The 19,590-nt window shown below is 41.7% G+C and carries 5 protein-coding genes; all 5 read right to left on the minus strand.

Annotated elements, in window-relative coordinates:
• On the minus strand, nucleotides 1-16,040 hold a 16,040-nt coding region (locus DVR12_RS07950; RefSeq protein ID WP_147323429.1), incomplete at its 3' end, for a DUF7927 domain-containing protein.
• A gap of 362 nt (nucleotides 16,041-16,402) precedes the next feature.
• Nucleotides 16,403-17,980 carry a F0F1 ATP synthase subunit alpha gene (gene atpA / locus DVR12_RS07955; protein WP_116975145.1) on the minus strand — a complete coding sequence of 526 codons (1,578 nt, stop codon included), beginning with the start codon at nucleotides 17,978-17,980 and terminating at the stop codon, nucleotides 16,403-16,405.
• A gap of 85 nt (nucleotides 17,981-18,065) precedes the next feature.
• Nucleotides 18,066-18,626, minus strand: coding sequence for an ATP synthase F1 subunit delta (atpH, locus tag DVR12_RS07960; RefSeq protein ID WP_116975146.1), 561 nt, complete (start codon nucleotides 18,624-18,626; stop codon nucleotides 18,066-18,068).
• A gap of 29 nt (nucleotides 18,627-18,655) precedes the next feature.
• Complete coding sequence (gene atpF, locus DVR12_RS07965) at nucleotides 18,656-19,150, minus strand: F0F1 ATP synthase subunit B (protein ID WP_116975147.1); 495 nt, start codon at nucleotides 19,148-19,150, stop codon at nucleotides 18,656-18,658.
• A gap of 170 nt (nucleotides 19,151-19,320) precedes the next feature.
• Complete coding sequence (gene atpE / locus DVR12_RS07970; RefSeq protein ID WP_089758700.1) at nucleotides 19,321-19,578, minus strand: ATP synthase F0 subunit C; 258 nt, start codon at nucleotides 19,576-19,578, stop codon at nucleotides 19,321-19,323.
• Nucleotides 19,579-19,590 lie beyond the last annotated feature (12 nt).

Raw genomic sequence — 19,590 nt, forward strand, 5'->3', positions numbered from 1 at the left:
TTACCAACTACACGAATTTGTATGCTGGCTCCTACCGCCAGATCTGATGTAAACGCAATATGATTACCTGTGCCTGTGGCGCCATTGGTTGCGCTGTAGCTCACGCCACTGATTGATGATGGCACATCATCTGTTATTGCCACATTCCTGGCTTCTGATGGGCCAGCATTCGTTACTATGATCAGGTAATGAATGCTATCGCCGGCTACCACTTGTTTATCGCCAACCTTAGTAATGCTGATTTGTGAAGATGATGTTACTGTTGTTACTGCAGCAGCGCTAGTTACAGGACTTGATCCTGGTAATTGTGCGCTGGCAGTATTAGACAATGCACCAGTAGCTTCGCTCGATACCTTACCAGTTACTCTTATTTGCAGACTTGCTCCTACAGCCAGATCTGTTGTAAACGCAATATGATTACCTGTGCCGGTAGCGCCATTGGATGCGCTGTAGCTTACTCCACTGATTGATGATGGCACATCATCTGTTATTGCCACATTCCTGGCTTCTGATGGGCCGGCATTCGTTACTGTGATCAGGTAATGAATACTATCGCCAGCTACCACTTGTTTATCGCCAACCTTAGTAATGCTGATTTGTGATGATGATGTTACTGTTGTAACTGCAGCAACACTTGTTACTGGTCTTTCGCCTGGTAATTGTGCGCTGGCAGTATTAGACAATTCTCCGGTAGCTTCGCTCGATACTTTACCAACTACACGAATTTGTATGCTAGCTCCTGCAGCCAGATCAGTTGTAAACGCAATGTGATTACCTGTGCCTGTGGCGCCATTAGATGCGTTGTAACTTACTCCACTGATTGCCGATGGCACATCATCTGTTATTGCCACGTTCCTGGCTTCTGACGGACCAGCATTCGTTACTGTGATCAGGTAATGAATACTATCCCCTGCTACCACTTGTTTATCGCCAACCTTAGTAATGCTGATTTGAGACGATGATGTTACTGTTGTAACAGCTGCCACGCTAGTTACAGGACTTGATCCTGGTAATTGTGCGCTGGCAGTATTAGTCAATTCACCTGAAGCTTCACTCGATACTTTACCAACTACACGAATTTGTATGCTGGCTCCTACCGCCAGATCTGATGTAAACGCAATATGATTACCTGTGTCAGTAGCCCCATTAGAAGCGCTATAGCTTACACCGCTGATTGATGATGGCACATCATCTGTTATTGCCACATTCTTAGCGTCCGACGGACCAGCATTCGTTACTGTGATCAGGTAATGAATACTATCGCCTGCTACCACTTGTTTATCGCCAACCTTAGTAATGTTGATTTGTGATGATGATGTTACTGTTGTAACTGCAGCAACACTTGTTACTGGTCTTTCACCTGGTAACTGTGCACTGGCAGTATTAGACAATTCACCGGTAGCGTCACTCGATACTTTACCAGATACACGAATTTGCAGACTAGCCCCCGCAGCCAGGTCTGTTGTAAATGCAATATGATTACCTGTACCTGTAGCACCATTGGATGCGTTATAGCTTACGCCACTGATTGCCGATGGCACATCATCTGTTATTGCCACATTCCTGGCTTCAGACGGACCAGCATTCGTTACCGTGATCAGGTAATGAATACTATCTCCCGCAACTACCGATTTATCACCAACCTTAGTAATAGTTATTTGAGATGTTGCAGCAATTGTTGTTACTGCTGCCACACTTGTTACAGGTCTTTCGCCTGGTAATTGTGCACTGGCAGTATTAGACAATTCACCGGTAGCGTCACTCGATACTTTACCAGCTACTCGAATTTGCAGACTAGCCCCCGCAGCCAGGTCTGTTGTAAATGCAATATGATTACCTGTACCTATAGCACCATTGGATGCGCTGTAACTTACTCCACTGATTGATGACGGCACGTCATCCGTTATTGCCACATTCCTGGCTTCAGACGGACCAGCATTTGTTACTGTGATCAGGTAATGAATACTATCCCCTGCTACTACTTCTTTATCGCCAACCTTAGTAATACTTAATCCAGCTTCATTTACAACATTCGTACTTACAACATTAGACTGTACAACAGTATTGTTGAAAGCAGCACTTGCCCGATTGTCTATTGACCCTGTAAGATTTGAAGATGTCAATCCATTTATTATAACAATTACAGAATCATCAATAGAAATCAACAAATCAGCAATAAATAAAACATTACCCTGCCCCGAAGATTTCCCTACTATATGCGATTTACCATATGCAATAGTATTCCAGTTAACTCCGGTAACAGATGCCACCACGCTATCTGCAATCACCACACCCTTAGCAGCTGAAAGACCTGTATTTGTGATTTTTAATCTATAGGTAATACTATCTCCTGCAACTACAGTAGCTGGACCGGATTTCACAATCTTAATATCCGGTGTAATCTTAACTCCGGTTACCACACTTGAAGTTCCCGTTATCTCTTCACCAGACTGTTTAATGGAAGCCGTATTTGTAATAGTAGTTACTGTACTAGTATCAGCAACCTTTCCTTTTATCAATATCTGAATCTTATTACCAGGCCCTGCATCTATAGACCCACTAATCGTAATATTATTGCCGGTACCATTTGATGCGCCAACTATACCTGCACTTCCAATTGCTGTTGCATTCCAAACCACATCAGATACTGCTACCGGAACAACATCTGTTATTACAATATTTGATGCAGAAGAAGGTCCTTCATTTGTAGCAGTGATCAGGTAACTAATTGTATCACCAGCCGTAACCTGACTCGCTCCAGTTTTCTTAATTACAAGTCTGGATTTCGTATCAACAACAGTATTTGTCTTATTGGAAGAAACAACTACGTCATTCACCTTAGCGGTAGCCTGATTTATAATTGAATCTTTGGCAGATGATAATACCTTACCTGTTATAATCAATCTAACAACATTGCTTTCACCTGCCGGAATATTTGCTATAAGATTTACATGATTTCCGGTTCCTGCATTTGGTCCAACAATGGATGCTGTGCCCGTTGTAGTTGCATTCCAGTTTATTCCTGTTATTGATGCCGCTATTTCATCCGTAATATTTACAGCAGTTGCATCAGAGCTACCTATATTTCGGGCTACAATAGTATAAGTTATACTATCGCCAGCATTAACCTGTACCGGAGCCAATTTGCTTAGTGTTATTGCTGGTTTATTTTGTATAACTGTTACGATAGTATCTGAACTTTGTTTTGCTTCAGCTTCCTGTTGCGCAAAGCCTACATTTTTAATACTACCATTTGCATTGGCAGGTATCTTACCACTAATCAGAATTTGAATTCCATTTTCTGCTCCTGCATCTATACTACCTGATACCTGAAGATTATAGTTACTACCGCTTGAATTTCCAATAACCTTAGCATTTCCTATAGCTGTAGCTGTCCAGGATACATCTGCGAGTATTGCAGGTATCTGATCAGTAATAGATATATTATTGGCGGTAGATGGACCAACATTGGTCACATTCAACTGGTAAGAAATCACTTCTCCTGCAGCTGCAGTTGCCGGACCAGATTTACTTATTCCGATTGCTGCCTCTCTACTTACTATTGTAGTAGCAACAGATTGATATACCGAATCATCTGCACTGGTAACTATTCCGGTATTAGTTATTATTCCCGTAAAGCCTGGATCTATAGTTCCGTTAATTTGAATATGTATTACATTACCTGGTCCAGCAGGCACATTACCATTAAAGGCGATAAGATTTCCTGTTCCGTTTAAGTTAGTTCCTGACTGCACCGATGCCAATCCCATTGTACTTATTTTCCAGCTGGTTTGCTGTATCGACGCAGGAATCTGATCTGTGATTCTGGCATTAATCAAAGCAGAAGGACCGCTATTAACAAGATCCATTGTATAGCTTATCTGATCTCCTGATTTGGCCTTCTGAGCACCCGACTTTGTGAATACTACGCCTGTTCTGTTTACAATTACAGTTGTAACAGAATCGCTTAACTGATTTCCTTTAACACCTATGGTTGCCTTGTTTTGCACAATAGTATCTGCACTTCCTGGTATTTCGCCGGTTACTGTAACTAATATATCACCGGTCTTAGCTGGTATGCTACCTGTAAGTTTAACGATACTTCCACTTCCATTGGAAGGTCCTATAATTGAAGCGCCGCCGGTAGTTGCTGCATTCCAAACCACATTTTGGAGTAATGATGGTACAGTGTCTGTAAACTCTACTTCATGGGCATCCGATAATCCCTTATTTAACGCATGAAGGGTATAGGTAATAGTAGTGCCAGCCGCTATAGTATCTGGTCCGGTTTTATAGAACCTAATAACTGGTTCCGCGCTAACCTCAGTTCTAACAGGTGTTGACTGTACATTTGTCTTCCCTTGTTCTTTATATCCCGCTATATTCGTTATTGTACCTGTAAAATCAGGATTAATAGTTCCTGTAACTGTAACAACGATCCGATTCTCAGTTCCGCCCGGCACATCTGCAAAGAAATTGATATTACCACTTTGATTTTGTTTGTTTCCTCCATCAATAGTCGCGGTTCCTTCTGCGGTGGCAGACCAACTTGTATTAATTAATTGAACTGGTAATGTATCTGTTACTTCAAGATGTTGTGCAAGCGAAGGTCCATTATTGGTCAATACAATATTATAACTGATCGGCCCTCCGGCAACCGCCCTTCCAGGACCAGTCTTAACCAGATTTATTATAGGTTTATTAACTACTTCTGTAATAACCGTATTTGAGGTAATAAAATTATTGACATCATATGTTGGGAATGCAAATGCTGTATTCTCTATCTGACCGGTATAGGAAGAATCTACCTGTCCACTCATTACAATATGAATACTGTTGTTTGGATTACCAGCCGGTAAATTAATGCCTATAAACATTGTTCCTGTCTGATTACTTACATCTCCTCCGCAAACTTCCCCGGCTCCAATTCCGGTAGCCGACCAGGTTCCGTTTAGCAGAGGGTTTGCATCTATGACAGGTATACAAACAGCATCTGATGGTCCATCATTATAGATGTCTATTGTATAACTCATGGTACCTCCTGCCGCAATAGTATCAGGACCTGATTTCACCATTCTTAAACCGGTTACATTATTCACAGTCGTAACAATAGAATCCTCGTTCCTGGTACCATCTGGTAACACAACTTCTGCCTTATTTACCATTTTACAAGGCAATGCAGCTTGTGATACCCGTCCATTCACTACAACCTGAATATAATTTGCTTCACCGGCAGGTATAGTTGCCTGCATTATCACATTTCCTGATCTATTTACAATATTACCCCCGTTAATAGTAGCGCTTCCCACTGCAGTAGCCGACCATACAACATTTTCAATATCAACAGGTATGATATCTGAAATATTAGCTCCGGTAGCAGTAGAAGGTCCACTATTACTTATTTTGAGCTGGTAGCTTATTAATCCTCCTGCTGCAATGCTAGCAGGACCCGATTTTTGAATCGCTATAGAAGGTTTATTAACAATCTGTGTATTCAAGACATTACTAACTAAATCTTCGCCATTATTGCTGCCTGTTGCCACGTTTGAAATAGTAGTATTGGCTGCCGGATCAGTTGTTCCTTTAATATCTATCACAACTGTTCCTCCAACTGGTAAACCAACTGCTGTTGCCGGATTACCGGAACCTGATTGCAGACCTATGATTGATGCTCCATCAGCGGCTGTAGCCGTCCAGGTGCTATTAAGTATTTCAACTGGTAACTGGTCTTCAACCTTAACACTTGTTGCTGCCGATGGTCCATTATTTGTTAAAATCAGTTTATAATTAATCTCAGATCCTGCCTTCACAATTGACGGTCCTACTTTCTGAATATTGATTCCTGCTTTGGACACTACATTGGTCACAACAGTTACTCCGGCATCTCCTGTATTCACAATGTTGGTATCAGCCTTTACTTTAACTATATTAGTAAGTGCCCCACTAAATGTGGGGTCAACAGTTCCATGAACTACTAATGTTATAGTATCTGTAGACACTGGAATATCAGCGAGTAATAAGATATTCGGATCAGTTCCATTTGCAGGAGAAACAGAAGCGCCACTGGTAGCAGTAGCCGTCCAGGAAGGATTCAAAATTGGCGGTAGGATATCTGTAATTTTAGCTTTTAAAGCCGCAGCCGGACCAGCATTTGTGACTTTCACCACATATGTGATTTGTTGACCTGCATTAATAGTAGCCGGAGCTGTTTTATTTACCTGCAGATGCACCGACCTATCCACCGTTGTTACTACAATACTTTTCTTCACACCTCCATAAGTAGCACTTGCCGTGTTAGTAATTGTACCTCCAACAGATGAGGAAACGAGGCCTCTTATTTTTATTGTTATAGTACCGGAATTAGAAGCTCCAATGTTGGCTTCCAGGTGGATGTTATTAGTATTTCCAACCGAATCGGCTGAAGTAATTTGCAGATCTCCATTAGTGGATGCTACCCAATTCACTCCTGTAATGCCAGCTGGCACTATATCATCGATCATTACTCCGGTAGCAGCACTAAATCCTGAATTCGAAACTGTAATTTCATAATTGATCGAATCTCCGACGTTTACCGTAGCCGGACCAGATTTAGAGATCTGAATTCCTACATCAGTATTAAGTTTGGTTGTAATTGAACTGGTATTATTAGCCGGAGAGGTTTCCCTTGTATCAGCTGCCGGGCTCACTATTGCCGTATTGGTAAGACTATTGGCCGGCACTTCAGTAGATACTCTTCCCTGAATAGTAACTAGTATTGCATTTCCTGCACCTGCATTAATATCGCCAGTTATCTGGATGTCATTACCATTGATTACAGGACTTTGTGCACTGGCAACTCCCTGCACTGTAGCTACGACAGAACTGATTTTAACAAAATTCGGAATTGTGTCTTCTATCAAAATATTATTTGCATCTGAAAGTCCTCTGTTTGTAACTACCAATTGCCATGAAATATCCTGACCTTTCTTTAAATCTGCTGGTCCTGATTTCACGATTACAAGATCTGCTGCCTTTTCAATAGTAGTAGTTACAGATGCAGAAGCCGGGGTATTATCAACTACATCAGAAGGAGGTGTTGCTGTTGCTGTATTCACCATATCAAATGGTGAAGTATTAGCAGGTATTTTTGCTGTTACCGTGAAATCTATAGAAGCATTACCGGCTGGTAAATCTGCCGTTACCTGAATGTTTCCGGTACCCGAATTAGACGATACGGTTGCACCCTGACCTTTTGCAGTTGCAGACCATTGTACATTCGTTAATTCTGCCGGCATTATATCTGTAATGGATATACCATTGGCTACAGATGGTCCGGCATTGGTAACTGAAATACTGTAAGTAATAGTTTCACCAGCTATTGCCTTAGCAGGACCGCTTTTCACAATCTGTAAATCTGCTGCTTTGCTCACTGTACTAGTCACTTCGGAAGATAAACCAGGTAATCCTACCGGTGTTACACTTGCTATATTTACAAGACTATTTTCTGCATAGGTAGGATCAACGATGCCCGTTACCGTTATCAGGATTTTATTACTATCTGCCGCTCCTACATTTCCTGTAATATTAATAGCAGACGAATCTTCAGTTTTACTTACACTTGCATTGCCGGATACTGTGGCAATCCAGTGAGGATGCAGGATAGCCGGATTTAAAGAATCTACAATTGTGGCATTAACCACATCTGAAGGGCCATGATTGGTGATGACAATGGTATACGATATCATATCTCCTGCTCTTATGGCAGAAGGGCCCGATTTTACTATTTCCAATCCAGGCTTCACTTTAACCGTAGTAACCGCCGTATCACTTACGGTAGGTTGATTTACAGCCGATGCAAATGCAGTATTGATTATGGTACCTGGCAAGGCAGATGCAGCCAATTTGCCTGTTACAGTTACCTGTATATTATTTGTAGCTCCAACAGGAATATTTCCTCCCACTGAAATAATGTTACCAGTGCCAGAATTACCAGAAGTAATTTGAGCTGTACCATTGTTGATGGCTGTCCAGCTACTGTTAGTTATTAAAGCAGGAATTGTATCCTGAATCAAAACTCCATTGGCTGTTGATGGGCCATTATTTGAGGCGGTAATGATCCATGAAATATTTCCTCCTGCCGGCTGAATAGCAGGACCTGTTTTGCTGATCAACAATGCAGATTTGCTTACCAGATATGTTTGTGTTGTATTTGATACTGCTGCAGTATCTCCGTTAATGGTTGCTACTGCGGTATTAAGCAAAGTTCCCGTAGCCGCCGGATCTGTGGCTCCCTGAATATTTACGGTAATACTATTACCCGTACCTGCCTTAATACTGCCACTGATATTCACATTATTTCCGGTTCCACTACTGTTATTTACAGATGCATTTCCCTGACTTGAAGCTGTCCAGCTACTATTTGTAACTAATGCAGGAACAATATCTGAAAGAGTAAACGCACTCGCATCAGAAGGTCCGTTATTCGTAATTACGATGGTATAATTAATTTTACTACCAGCAGCTAAAGTATCAGGTGCACTTTTCACTAATTGCAAGGATGGTCGGCTATTTACAGTTGTTATAACAGCTTCGCTTTTCACTGTATCTCCGGCCTGGGTATAGGTAATTGCCTGATTATTTAAAGTACCGGTATATCCGGGTGCCACTGTTCCGGTAACAGTAATGAATATATGGTTATCCGTACCTGCAGGTATAGTGCCTGTGACTAATACATTAGTACCCTGACCGCTGCTACCACTTAATACTTTAGCATTTGAAGATCCTGTTGCTGTCCAGCTTACATTAGTTAGTTGGGATGGCACAGTATCCTGAATTGTAATTCCTTCGGCATCAGACTGACCAAAATCGGATACAACCAACTGATATGTAATTTTCTCTCCGGCATTAATAGTAGCAGGTCCTGACTTCGATATATTCAGCTTTGGTGTAACCAGGATATTTGTTTTGAAAGTGGTACTAACTGTAGATCCCTGAGTTTGGGCGGTAGCCGTATTTAAAATTGATCCTGTAGCTGAAGAAGGAATCTTCCCGTTAATGGTAACCCTGACAACTCCTCCTGTCGGTATATTTGCAATTACCAGTACATTACTACCAGCACCACTACCCCCACTTGTAATGGCCGCTCCTCCACTTGTAACAGCTGTCCACGTTCCGGCGGTAATCACTGCAGGAATGATATCTGTAATATTCACGTTAGAGGCGGTAGACGGACCATTATTAGATACTTCCAGAGTATATAAAAGATCTCCACCTGCACTTACAGATTGCGAGCCTCCTTTAATGATTTGCAGACTTGATTTGTTAATCACATTTGATACTACTGTATCAGATGTAATTAAATGTTTGCCCGTAATACTTCCTGTAGCTACGTTGCTTAATTTACCTGTATAAGTTGGAGATACAGTACCAGTTACTGTAATAGTAATTGTATTATTTGCACCAGCAGGAATATTGCCAGTTACAGATACCGCATTGCCGCTACCTGTAACACCAGATACTATGCCGGCATTGCCTGTAGATGTGGCTGTCCAACTACTGTTAATAAGTGAATTACTTAGTTGATCATTTATCAACAACTGTTTCGCGTCTGATAATCCTAAGTTTGAAACTTTTAACTGATAAGTTATTTGCTGACCGGCAATTACTGTATCCGGGGCACTCTTTACAATCTGAATCTTTGAATCACTATTAATAATTGTTGAAACAAGAGGCGACGGAATCACTATACTATCTGCCGTACTTACAAATGCCTGATTAAGTACCTGACCAGTATATGCAGGATCTATCAGGCCACCAAGTAAAATAGTTATTACATTACTATCCCCCGCCGGGATGTTTGCTACTAATTTGAAAATTCCGTTTGTAATACCAGAAGAAATTACTGAAGCGTTGCCTTTTGCAGCAGCTGTACTTGTGGATTTGATAAACTGGGCAGGAATTGTATCAGTAACTATAATTCCAGATGCGTCTGATGGCCCGTGGTTGGTTACCTGTATAGTATAACGTAATCTGCCACCAGCCAGGGATATAGCTGGTGCTATTTTTGAAATGGTAATACCAGGTTGATTCGTAATCGTTGTACTTACCTCATTTGAAGTAACAGGTGTTTGATTGGTTAATTGTACCGTTGCACTATTCTTAATTGTTCCATTAGCAGCCGAAGCAATGGTAGCATGAATTTGTATAACAATCTTACTGTTTTCACCTGCCGGTATATCTCCTGTAATATTCAGGGTATTACCTGTACCATTCATACCATTTGAAATAGTTGCCCCTCCACTTGCAGCAGCCGACCAACTTACGTTTGACAGGCTAACGGATAGTATATCACTAATCTGCACATTATGGGCATTGGAAGGACCCGAATTGGTGACCAGAATCGTATAGTCAATTCCGCTGCCGGCAATTGCCTGAGTAGGGCCTGTTTTACTGATCTGAAGATTAGGAGCATTCAGAATATTGATAATATTACTGCCATTGGCTGTAACCACACCAGGAATCGTAGCAATAGCTGTATTCTTAAGATTTCCACTTCCATCTGCATCTACAGTACCATTTACAGTAATAGTAACAATATTTCCATCTCCGGCCGGAATATCAGCAACAGAACCGATAATTCTGCCACTTCCTGTATTTACGCCGGTAATATTTGCACCTCCGGATGCAGCAACAGTCCAGGTAACATTATTAATTATTGACGCAATAGTATCAAGGAGTTGTACTCCGGTCGCATCTGAAGGGCCGTTATTAAGTATCGTGATGGTATATTGAATTGGATTACCCGCCTTAACAATTCCTTCAGGTATGGATTGCTTAATAACAGTAAGACCTGTTTTATTTATAACAACAGTATTTACCTGGTTAGATGTGATTATTGGTTGTCCGGTGATCTGTACAGATGCAGTATTGGTAAACTGACCTATGGCCGAAGAACTACAGGTGCCAGTAATGGTAATATCCAATTTGTTATTACTACCTGCCGGTAAACCAGCAGTAATCACTACTGGTCCACTACCACTGTTAACATTTGAGGTAGCAGATCCTGATGCCTGTACCTGCCATGTTATATTTTCAATGGCAGTAGGAATAATATCCTGAATAAGGGCTTGTTTTACATCCGATGGTCCATTATTGCTCACAGTTACATGATATGAAATAGAAGTACCTGCAATTATGCTGGCAGGACCGGTCTTATTTATTTGCACATCATATTTTGGTAAAGCGGTATCAATATCTGTTGCTGTATTATTTGCCGGATTAATATTTTGGTAGGTTGATGGAACTACCACTGCTGCCTTATTTACCAATGAGGCATTGTAGCCCGATGGTATGATTATCGTGCTGGTAATTATAATACTGCTATTGGCTGGAAGATTTACCGGTTGATTAATACTTCCTACTCCTGAATTAGCCCCGATCTGAGCGCCGTTTGTTGTAGTTGCGCTCCAATTACCACTGGTTATTCCTACCGGCAAACTATCAATAAATGAAGCTCCTGTAAGATCTGATGGTCCGGCATTATTAATAGTAATAGTATATGTATTATTTGTTCCTGGTACATAGGATGCCGAATTATCTGTTTTCTGCACGGTTACCTGAACCGCTCTGTTTACCGGAGTGGTTATGCTATTGCTTGCAGGTGTAGGGTCTGTAGTTCCCGGTGGTGGCGTGGCACTAACACTATTAAATACATTGCTACCTGTATAGCCAGCGATAATAGTACCGGGAATAGTTAAAGTAGCAGACTGGCCTGGAGCCAATGTTACGCCCGTCCAATTTCCATTGGAACCAAAATAAGTACCTGAAGAAGCTATATAATCCTGTGGTATAAATCCATTGGCTATAGTATCTGATACATTAAAGGTTTCGGCCTGCTGAATAGTAGACGGTCCGTTATTGGTTACTGTTATAGTATAGGTGAGTGTTTGACCTGCAACTGCGGTAGCCGGACTGGCAGTCTTAACTACAGTTAAATCAATAATAGCAGGAGTAATAAATATAGTGGTGGTAGTTTGAGCACACGCCCCCTGATTATCACATACCTGGTAAATGAAGTTATCGGTACCGGTATATCCTGGTCCTGGTGTATAACTAAATGTTCCATTAGCATTAAGTATTACAGTACCATGCGTAGGCCCAGCCACTGGCGTTGTAGTAACTGTTAGCGTTCCATTTTCAGGATCGTGGTCATTTAGAATTACATTACCTGTTACAGTAACATCCCTTGGAGTTGTAAATGTATCTGGTACAGCAACAGGTGGATTGTTAGGCACAATTCCACTCACTGAAGAAACATTATTTGAGGTATTAGGATCAGGTATAGCAGTGGAATTTACTAAGGTGGCAGTATTATTCACACTATCCCCTCCTATTGCTGTAGAAGCAACCATTCCCTGAACCGTTATCACAATCTTATTTCCAGCAGCAAAAGGAATATTCGCCTGTGCGTTAACAGATTGGCCATTACCATTTGCAGGTGTGATTGTAACACCATTTCCTGTTGTTGTAGAAACCCAGGTAGGATTAGTAATATTAGCCGGAATATTATCCTGGATAGTAAAGCCTAAAGCGGCCGAAGGACCTCCATTTTCAACTGTAATAGTATAAGATACCAGACTACCTGTTTTATATGTATTTCCTGGTGCAGCAACCTTAGTCACTTGAATATCTGCCTGTTGCTTGAATATTAGGATAACTGTATCAGTAGAAGGTGGACAATTTCCGTTAGTGATAGTCCATACTAAAGTAGCAGTGGTGTTTGGATTTAAAGTAACAACGGAAGTTGGGCTATTGGGATTTGAAATAGATGCATTTCCACTGGCCACGCTCCATACTCCGGTACCACTTGCAGGAGTATTGGCATTCATGGTAAATACTCCGCTGTTATACTGTGTCTGGTCTGGCCCTGCATTAGCTACCGTTGGCAGCATGTTTACAGTCAATACCATTGTATCAGTGGAAGCCGGGCAATAGCCTGTACTTATACCCCATACGAATGTATAAACACCAGGTACCAGTCCTTGCACTGTTGCTGCAGGTTGTGTAAAATCAACAAATGTAGCAGTATTAGGGCCCGACACCTGTTTCCAGCTCCCTAATCCGGATGCCGGGGTATTTGCTGCCAGCGTTGCTGTAGTTGCATTACACAATACCTGATCGGGTCCTGCATTAGCAACGGATGGTAATGGAGCAATAACAATTAACACTGTATCTGTGGAAGCTGCACAGATTCCGTTCTGAATACTCCATACAAAAGTATAAGTACCACTAGCCAGGTTGGATATTGTTGAATTGTATTGGTTTACAGCCGCTATTAGCGCGGTATTGGGGCCGGTAATCTGAGACCAGCTACCAGTACCAACAACAGGCTGATTTCCTGCCAGAGTTGTAGTAGTAACATTACATAAAAACTGATCTGGTCCTGCATTTGAAGTAGTAGGAGCTGCATCAATCCTAACCATAAGGGTATCGCTGATAGCATCAGTACATCCCGATCCGGTACTACTTACAATACGCCTGTACCAGGTCGACTGCGTTACTACAGGAGCATCATAACTTGTAGCTGTAGCACCTGCGATAGTAGTAAAGATTACATTATCGGTTGATGATTGCCATTTGTAACTATAGGTATTGTTTCCACCACTTGCAGCAGTTATTTCCGTGAAGATTTGTGGATCTCCGGATGTACAAAAACTCTGATTTGCTGCAATCGCACCTGGTAACAAAGGTGGGTTTATTAATACCCTGACAGCTGCTGAAGTATCGGAACATGCACCTGCTACTACTACTCTTCTGAACCAGGTGGTCTGAGAAGTTAAAGGCGGCGTATAATCTTTTCCGTTATTAGCTCCTCCGGCTGTGGTAAATCCGGCTGTGGCGCTTACAATACTGCTTTGCCACAAATATGTTGGACTGCCTGAAACCTGCAGCCCTGTTAAGGTAGCTGGCGTTCCGGCACTACAAAGTATTTGAGGAGTGGAAACAGTGTTGTTTACAATGATTGGTGAAACAGTAACAGTAGATGTTTTGATATTATTACATCCAGCGCCTGATGGCAATCCGTTACACTCGGCATTAACATCTGTAGGACCAGTAGGTGAAATGTTGCTACCATTCGTAGCATCAGGATCTGTAACATCAGCAGGGCGTAGGATACCAGAAGAAGTAATCAGATTACTGCCTGAAGGTAATGCAGTTATAGTACCTGTAATGGTAAAAGTAATAGTGGCATTATTAGCCAGGCTTAAAGTAGCAAAATATGCACTGCTGCCAATGCTGTCTTTCAATACAACCGCACCTGCAGCTGGCGAATTGCTTACGTTTACCAGTGTGAATTGTTGTGGAAAAGAAAATGAGAATACAGCGCCCCTGGCAGAATCCGGCCCATTATTTCTTACTGTGGTAGTATACGTGATAGTATTTCCGACGCAGGCAGTAGTAATGGAAGGTTGATTATTAACAACTTCAAGATCTGCCTGTCTTTCAATTATATTGAGTGTTTGTACAATAGGTGCGCTATAAATATATGCCCAGGTATCAAGGAAGCTATTATCCCCAAAGTTATTCGTATATATATGACCGTTAGTTATACTATTGATACCAGGATCGGCCGATGCATTAATTGGGGAAGAGGCGCCGGCAGGAGTACCTCCGGAGCCCACTAATAGTTGATCGTTCCAATACACAGTAGGATCCGGGGAGTTGGCGCCATTGATCCTGTTTATAATAATTCCATTTGCATTATTTTCAATATCGAGGTATGGAAAATGTACTTCACCGGAAAAAAGTTTTACTGTGAGTTTTACCTGTGTATTATTGATAACATCATTTCCAAATCCATCTTTTCCATCCCAAAACACAGCATTGTCACCCGCCGAAGCAGACCCAATAAGAGTTCTGTCTATCGGGTCGGTAGTACTTCCGTTGTTATTTATATCTATTTCTACTTTATAGCTTGCATTTTTATTGGCAGTAAAATGTATATATCCACCTGCTAAAGGAGGAGTACCTGAGTAACCTAAAGTTCCTTCCGGTCCGGTAAAATATACATTGGAAACAACAGGATTTACAGGAGTAGTCAGCAGCCAGGTGCTGGCAGTTGCTCCATTACTATAAATTGACGCATTAGCTGGTAATGTGAGTGAAGGAGTATTATAGAATAATTTGTGAGTAACGTTGGTTGCATCATCCGGGAGAGTTGGATTTTGATAAGAGTATGTACCATTGTTGGTAACAACAGCATTCAGATCAACGCTTTTATAAATAGGTGCGCCGGTTGATTTATTTCTTACCCCTTTATTGTTTGCAAAAAATGCGAATAGAAATGGTTGTATTCCGTTGCTGGCAACAGTATACTGATACCCATCATTTGTAAGCACATTAAACTTACCATAAAAAGTAGCGGCAGCAGTACCTGCATTTCCAGTGAATACATTGATATAAGCTCTACCTGGTACCGAAACTCCGGCACTCCTAACTGTAATATCCCATGCAACGATTAAAGGTAGACTTTGTACAGCAGTTTGATTAGAGGTAGTCCAGTTGGCAGTTGCAGCTGGCGGGCTAAAACCATTACCCAGGGCGGTTGCACTGGTATTACATGAAACAAATTCGATTGTCCATACTCCCGTTTCTGCAGCACCTACTAATCTGGAGTATGCATTATATCCACCAACTGCTAAAGCAGAAGGTCCTGCCAGTTCTTCTGTTCTGTTGTTTATACGCCCTACAGTTGTGGAGTTGCCAGTTGTATATGTATTACCATTAGGGGCGGTAATCAGCACAGTACCTGTTCCAATTCCCTGGGCGCTGGAACCCAGGTAGATTGTTTCACCGGCGACAGCATAAACAAACATTTTCCCGCGGTTATAGACGTTCCCAATGAGCGTACTGGTAGCTGTACTGGAACTTGTAAGATAGGATCTATTGCCTGATGCCCCAACGGGATAAAGATCTTTACTTCCTTCAGCCAGACAATAATTAAACGACATCAACAGGCTAAACAATAGCATGTTTGCTAAACGGGGGCAACTTAATTTCATAAACTTGCAGGTAGATTGGGGATAATCTGCAGAACAGTCACAACTACAACGAAACACAGTTTCAAGTGCTACAAACTAAACTTTGGTTTCCGAATTAGTAAATAGAAAAATTCAGCTCTTAAATATTTCCAGACGGTACTCGTTGTGATGGAGAGAGGTTACGAACGAAGAATAGTCATTGGGGATAGTTACAAATCTTATAGGTTCAAAAGTATAGCAAGAGCCTGATTCAACAAAATAAAAGATAATAGATTTATTATTGACAAGTGATAAATCTATAATATTAGGATTCCTAAAAATATAAAAGCCACTGCCAGAAGACAGCGGCTTTTATATTATATTAAGCGATGTAATTACAGTGCTTATGCGAAGCGAGGCTTCAGTTCATTTGCCAAAGTAACCATTTTCTTGATACCATCTTCTGGTAAGTTACCCTTTTTGAATTCAGCAAGAACTTCTGGCAGGCGAACAGACATTTCATTTAAGAAAGCTTCTTCGAATGCGCGTACTTGTTTAACAGGAACATCACGTAACAGACCATTAGTACCCAGGTAGATGATAGCAACTTGCTTTTCTACAGGGAACGGAGAGAACTGAGGTTGTTTCAGGATTTCCACGTTACGCTGACCTTTGTCGATAACGGCTTTAGTAGCAGCATCGAGATCACCACCGAATTTAGAGAATGCCTCCATTTCGCGGTATTGGGCCTGATCGAGTTTCAGGGTACCAGATACTTTTTTCATGGATTTGATCTGCGCGTTACCACCCACACGGCTTACAGAGATACCTACGTTGATCGCAGGGCGTACACCGGCGTTGAACAGGTTACCTTCCAGGAAGATCTGACCATCGGTGATGGAGATTACGTTCGTAGGAATGTAAGCAGATACGTCACTCGCCTGAGTTTCGATGATAGGTAAAGCGGTCAGGGAACCACCACCTTTCACCAGGTGCTTGATAGATTCCGGCAGGTCGTTCATCTGACGTGCGATTTCATCTTTGTTGATGATTTTCGCAGCACGCTCGAGTAAACGGCTATGCAGGTAGAATACGTCACCAGGGTAAGCCTCACGTCCAGGAGGGCGTTTCAGCAACAGGGAAACCTCACGGTAAGCAACTGCTTGTTTAGACAGATCATCATAAACGATCAAAGCAGGGCGACCGCTATCGCGGAAGAACTCACCGATTGCAGCACCGGCAAATGGAGCGTAGAACTGCAAAGGAGCTGGATCAGAAGCGTTAGCAGCAACAATAGTAGTATAAGCCATAGCACCTGCTTCCTGTAATGTTTTCATTACACCGGCAACAGTAGAAGCTTTTTGACCAACTGCTACATATATACAATAAACAGGTTTACCTGCATCGTAGAATTCTTTCTGGTTGATGATGGTATCGATACAGATAGCTGTTTTACCAGTCTGACGGTCACCGATTACCAACTCACGCTGACCACGGCCAATAGGAATCATAGCGTCGATCGCTTTAACACCTGTTTGCAGTGGTTCTTTTACTGGTTCGCGGTACAATACCCCAGGAGCTTTACGCTCTAATGGCATTTCGTACAACTCACCTTTAATTGGGCCTTTACCATCGATAGCTTCACCCAAAGTATTTACAACACGTCCTACCAGTCCTTCGCCCACTTTAATGGAAGCGATTTGTTTGGTACGACGTACTTTATCACCTTCTTTAATACCTGTTGATTCACCCATCAATACCACACCTACGTTGTCTTCTTCCAGGTTCAATGCAATTGCTTTAACGCCATTGCTGAATTCAACTAGTTCACCGTAGGCAACATTTCCTAAACCGTAGATACGGGCAATACCATCACCCACCTGCAATACGGTACCTACCTCTTCGAGGTCGGCAGAAGCATTGAAGTTGCTTAACTGCTGGCGTAATATCGCCGAAATTTCATCTGGTTTAATATCAACCATATAATTATGATTTTAAAAAAAAGTCGTTAAAAAATTTAGAATAACGACAACAGCTTTGCGTGTACGCAGCGGCTGCTGTATTTAATTAACGTAAATCAGATACGTAAATATTCTTAGAGAATTGTTGTTTGATGTCTTTCAGATCACGAAGAACAGAAGCATCAATTAGCTGACCATTGGTTTCAAGAACAAAACCACCAATCAATTCAGGATCTACAGCTGATTCCAGTACAATTTCCTGGGTGCTCTGACTAGCCACTTTCTGACGAATAGCTTCCAGTGTAGCAGCATCCAGTGGAACTGCAGTAGTAACCTTAACTTTACTGATATTCTTCAACACCATATATTGGCGGGTGAACTCAGCAGTCATTTCATACAATGCACTTTCACGGCTTTTGCTAACCAGCAAATTAATGAAAGCGAATGTTGTATTGCTTAAGCGGCCTTCAAATACGGCAGCCAGTATTTTCTGCTTTTTATCAGCCTTGATGATAGGGCTTTTCAGCAAATTCACCAAGTCAGTACTGCTTTTCAATACCTGATGTAAGTACAGCATGTCGGTATTCACCGCTTCTAACTGGTTCAATTCCTGAGCCAGATCAATCAATGCTTTTGCATACCTTGATGCTAAACGGGGATTCTGCATATAAAAAAGCTTTTAGCTATCGCTGATTCTTAGTTCAATTTGATTTCTTCTGCCAGTTGTTTTACGTAACCTTCCTGTGCTGATTTATCAGACAATTCTTTTCTCAGTACCTTTTCTGCTACTTCGATTACGAGAGAACCAACCTGGTTTTTAACGTCTGTTAATGCAGCCATCTTTTGGTTTTCGATAGCAGCATACGCCTCACTGATGATTTTCTTAGCTTCAGCTTGTGCCTGAGTTTTAGCTTCGCCGATAATCATATCTTTCGCCTCTTTTGCCTCTTTCAGGATCTTGCTTCTTTCAGCCTTTGCTTCTGCAAGAACATGCTCATGTTCTGCTTTCATTTGTGCCATTTCCTCTTTTACTCTTTCTGCTGTAGCAATAGAGTCGGCAATTGAACCCTCTCTTTCTTTCAATGTGGAAAGAATTGGAGTCCATGCAAATTTTTTCAGGATCAGAAATACGATAATGAAAATGATCAATGAAATAAGAAACAAGCCTAAAGCGGGTTGTAACAGATCCATATTATTTGAATTTTGATATTTATTTAGATTGCTTGATTTTTTGATTGTGAAGACTCCCGAAATTTTTGATCTCGATTTATCATCTCAGCATCAAAAATCATCAAATCTCTTCATCTGAAGTATTACTGCATCCTTTGCCCTGTGCGCAGGATGCAGTAAAAAGTTTTGGCTTACATAACTACCGCCAACAGACCAGCGATTACACCGAAAAGGGCAACACCCTCAACCAGCGCAGCAGCCAGGATCATGTTTGCACGGATGTCGTTAGCAGCTTCTGGTTGACGAGCGATAGACTCCAGAGCGCTCTTACCGATGTTACCTACACCGATACCAGCAGCGATAGCTGCGATACCAGCACCAACAGCACCACCAGCTTTAGCTAAACCAGATGCAGCAGCAGCCTGCAATAAAATAGACAAAAGTGCCATAATGAATATATG

Source organism: Chitinophaga silvatica, assembly GCF_003419895.1.
In the GTDB taxonomy this organism is placed as follows: Bacteria; Bacteroidota; Bacteroidia; order Chitinophagales; family Chitinophagaceae; genus Chitinophaga; species Chitinophaga silvatica.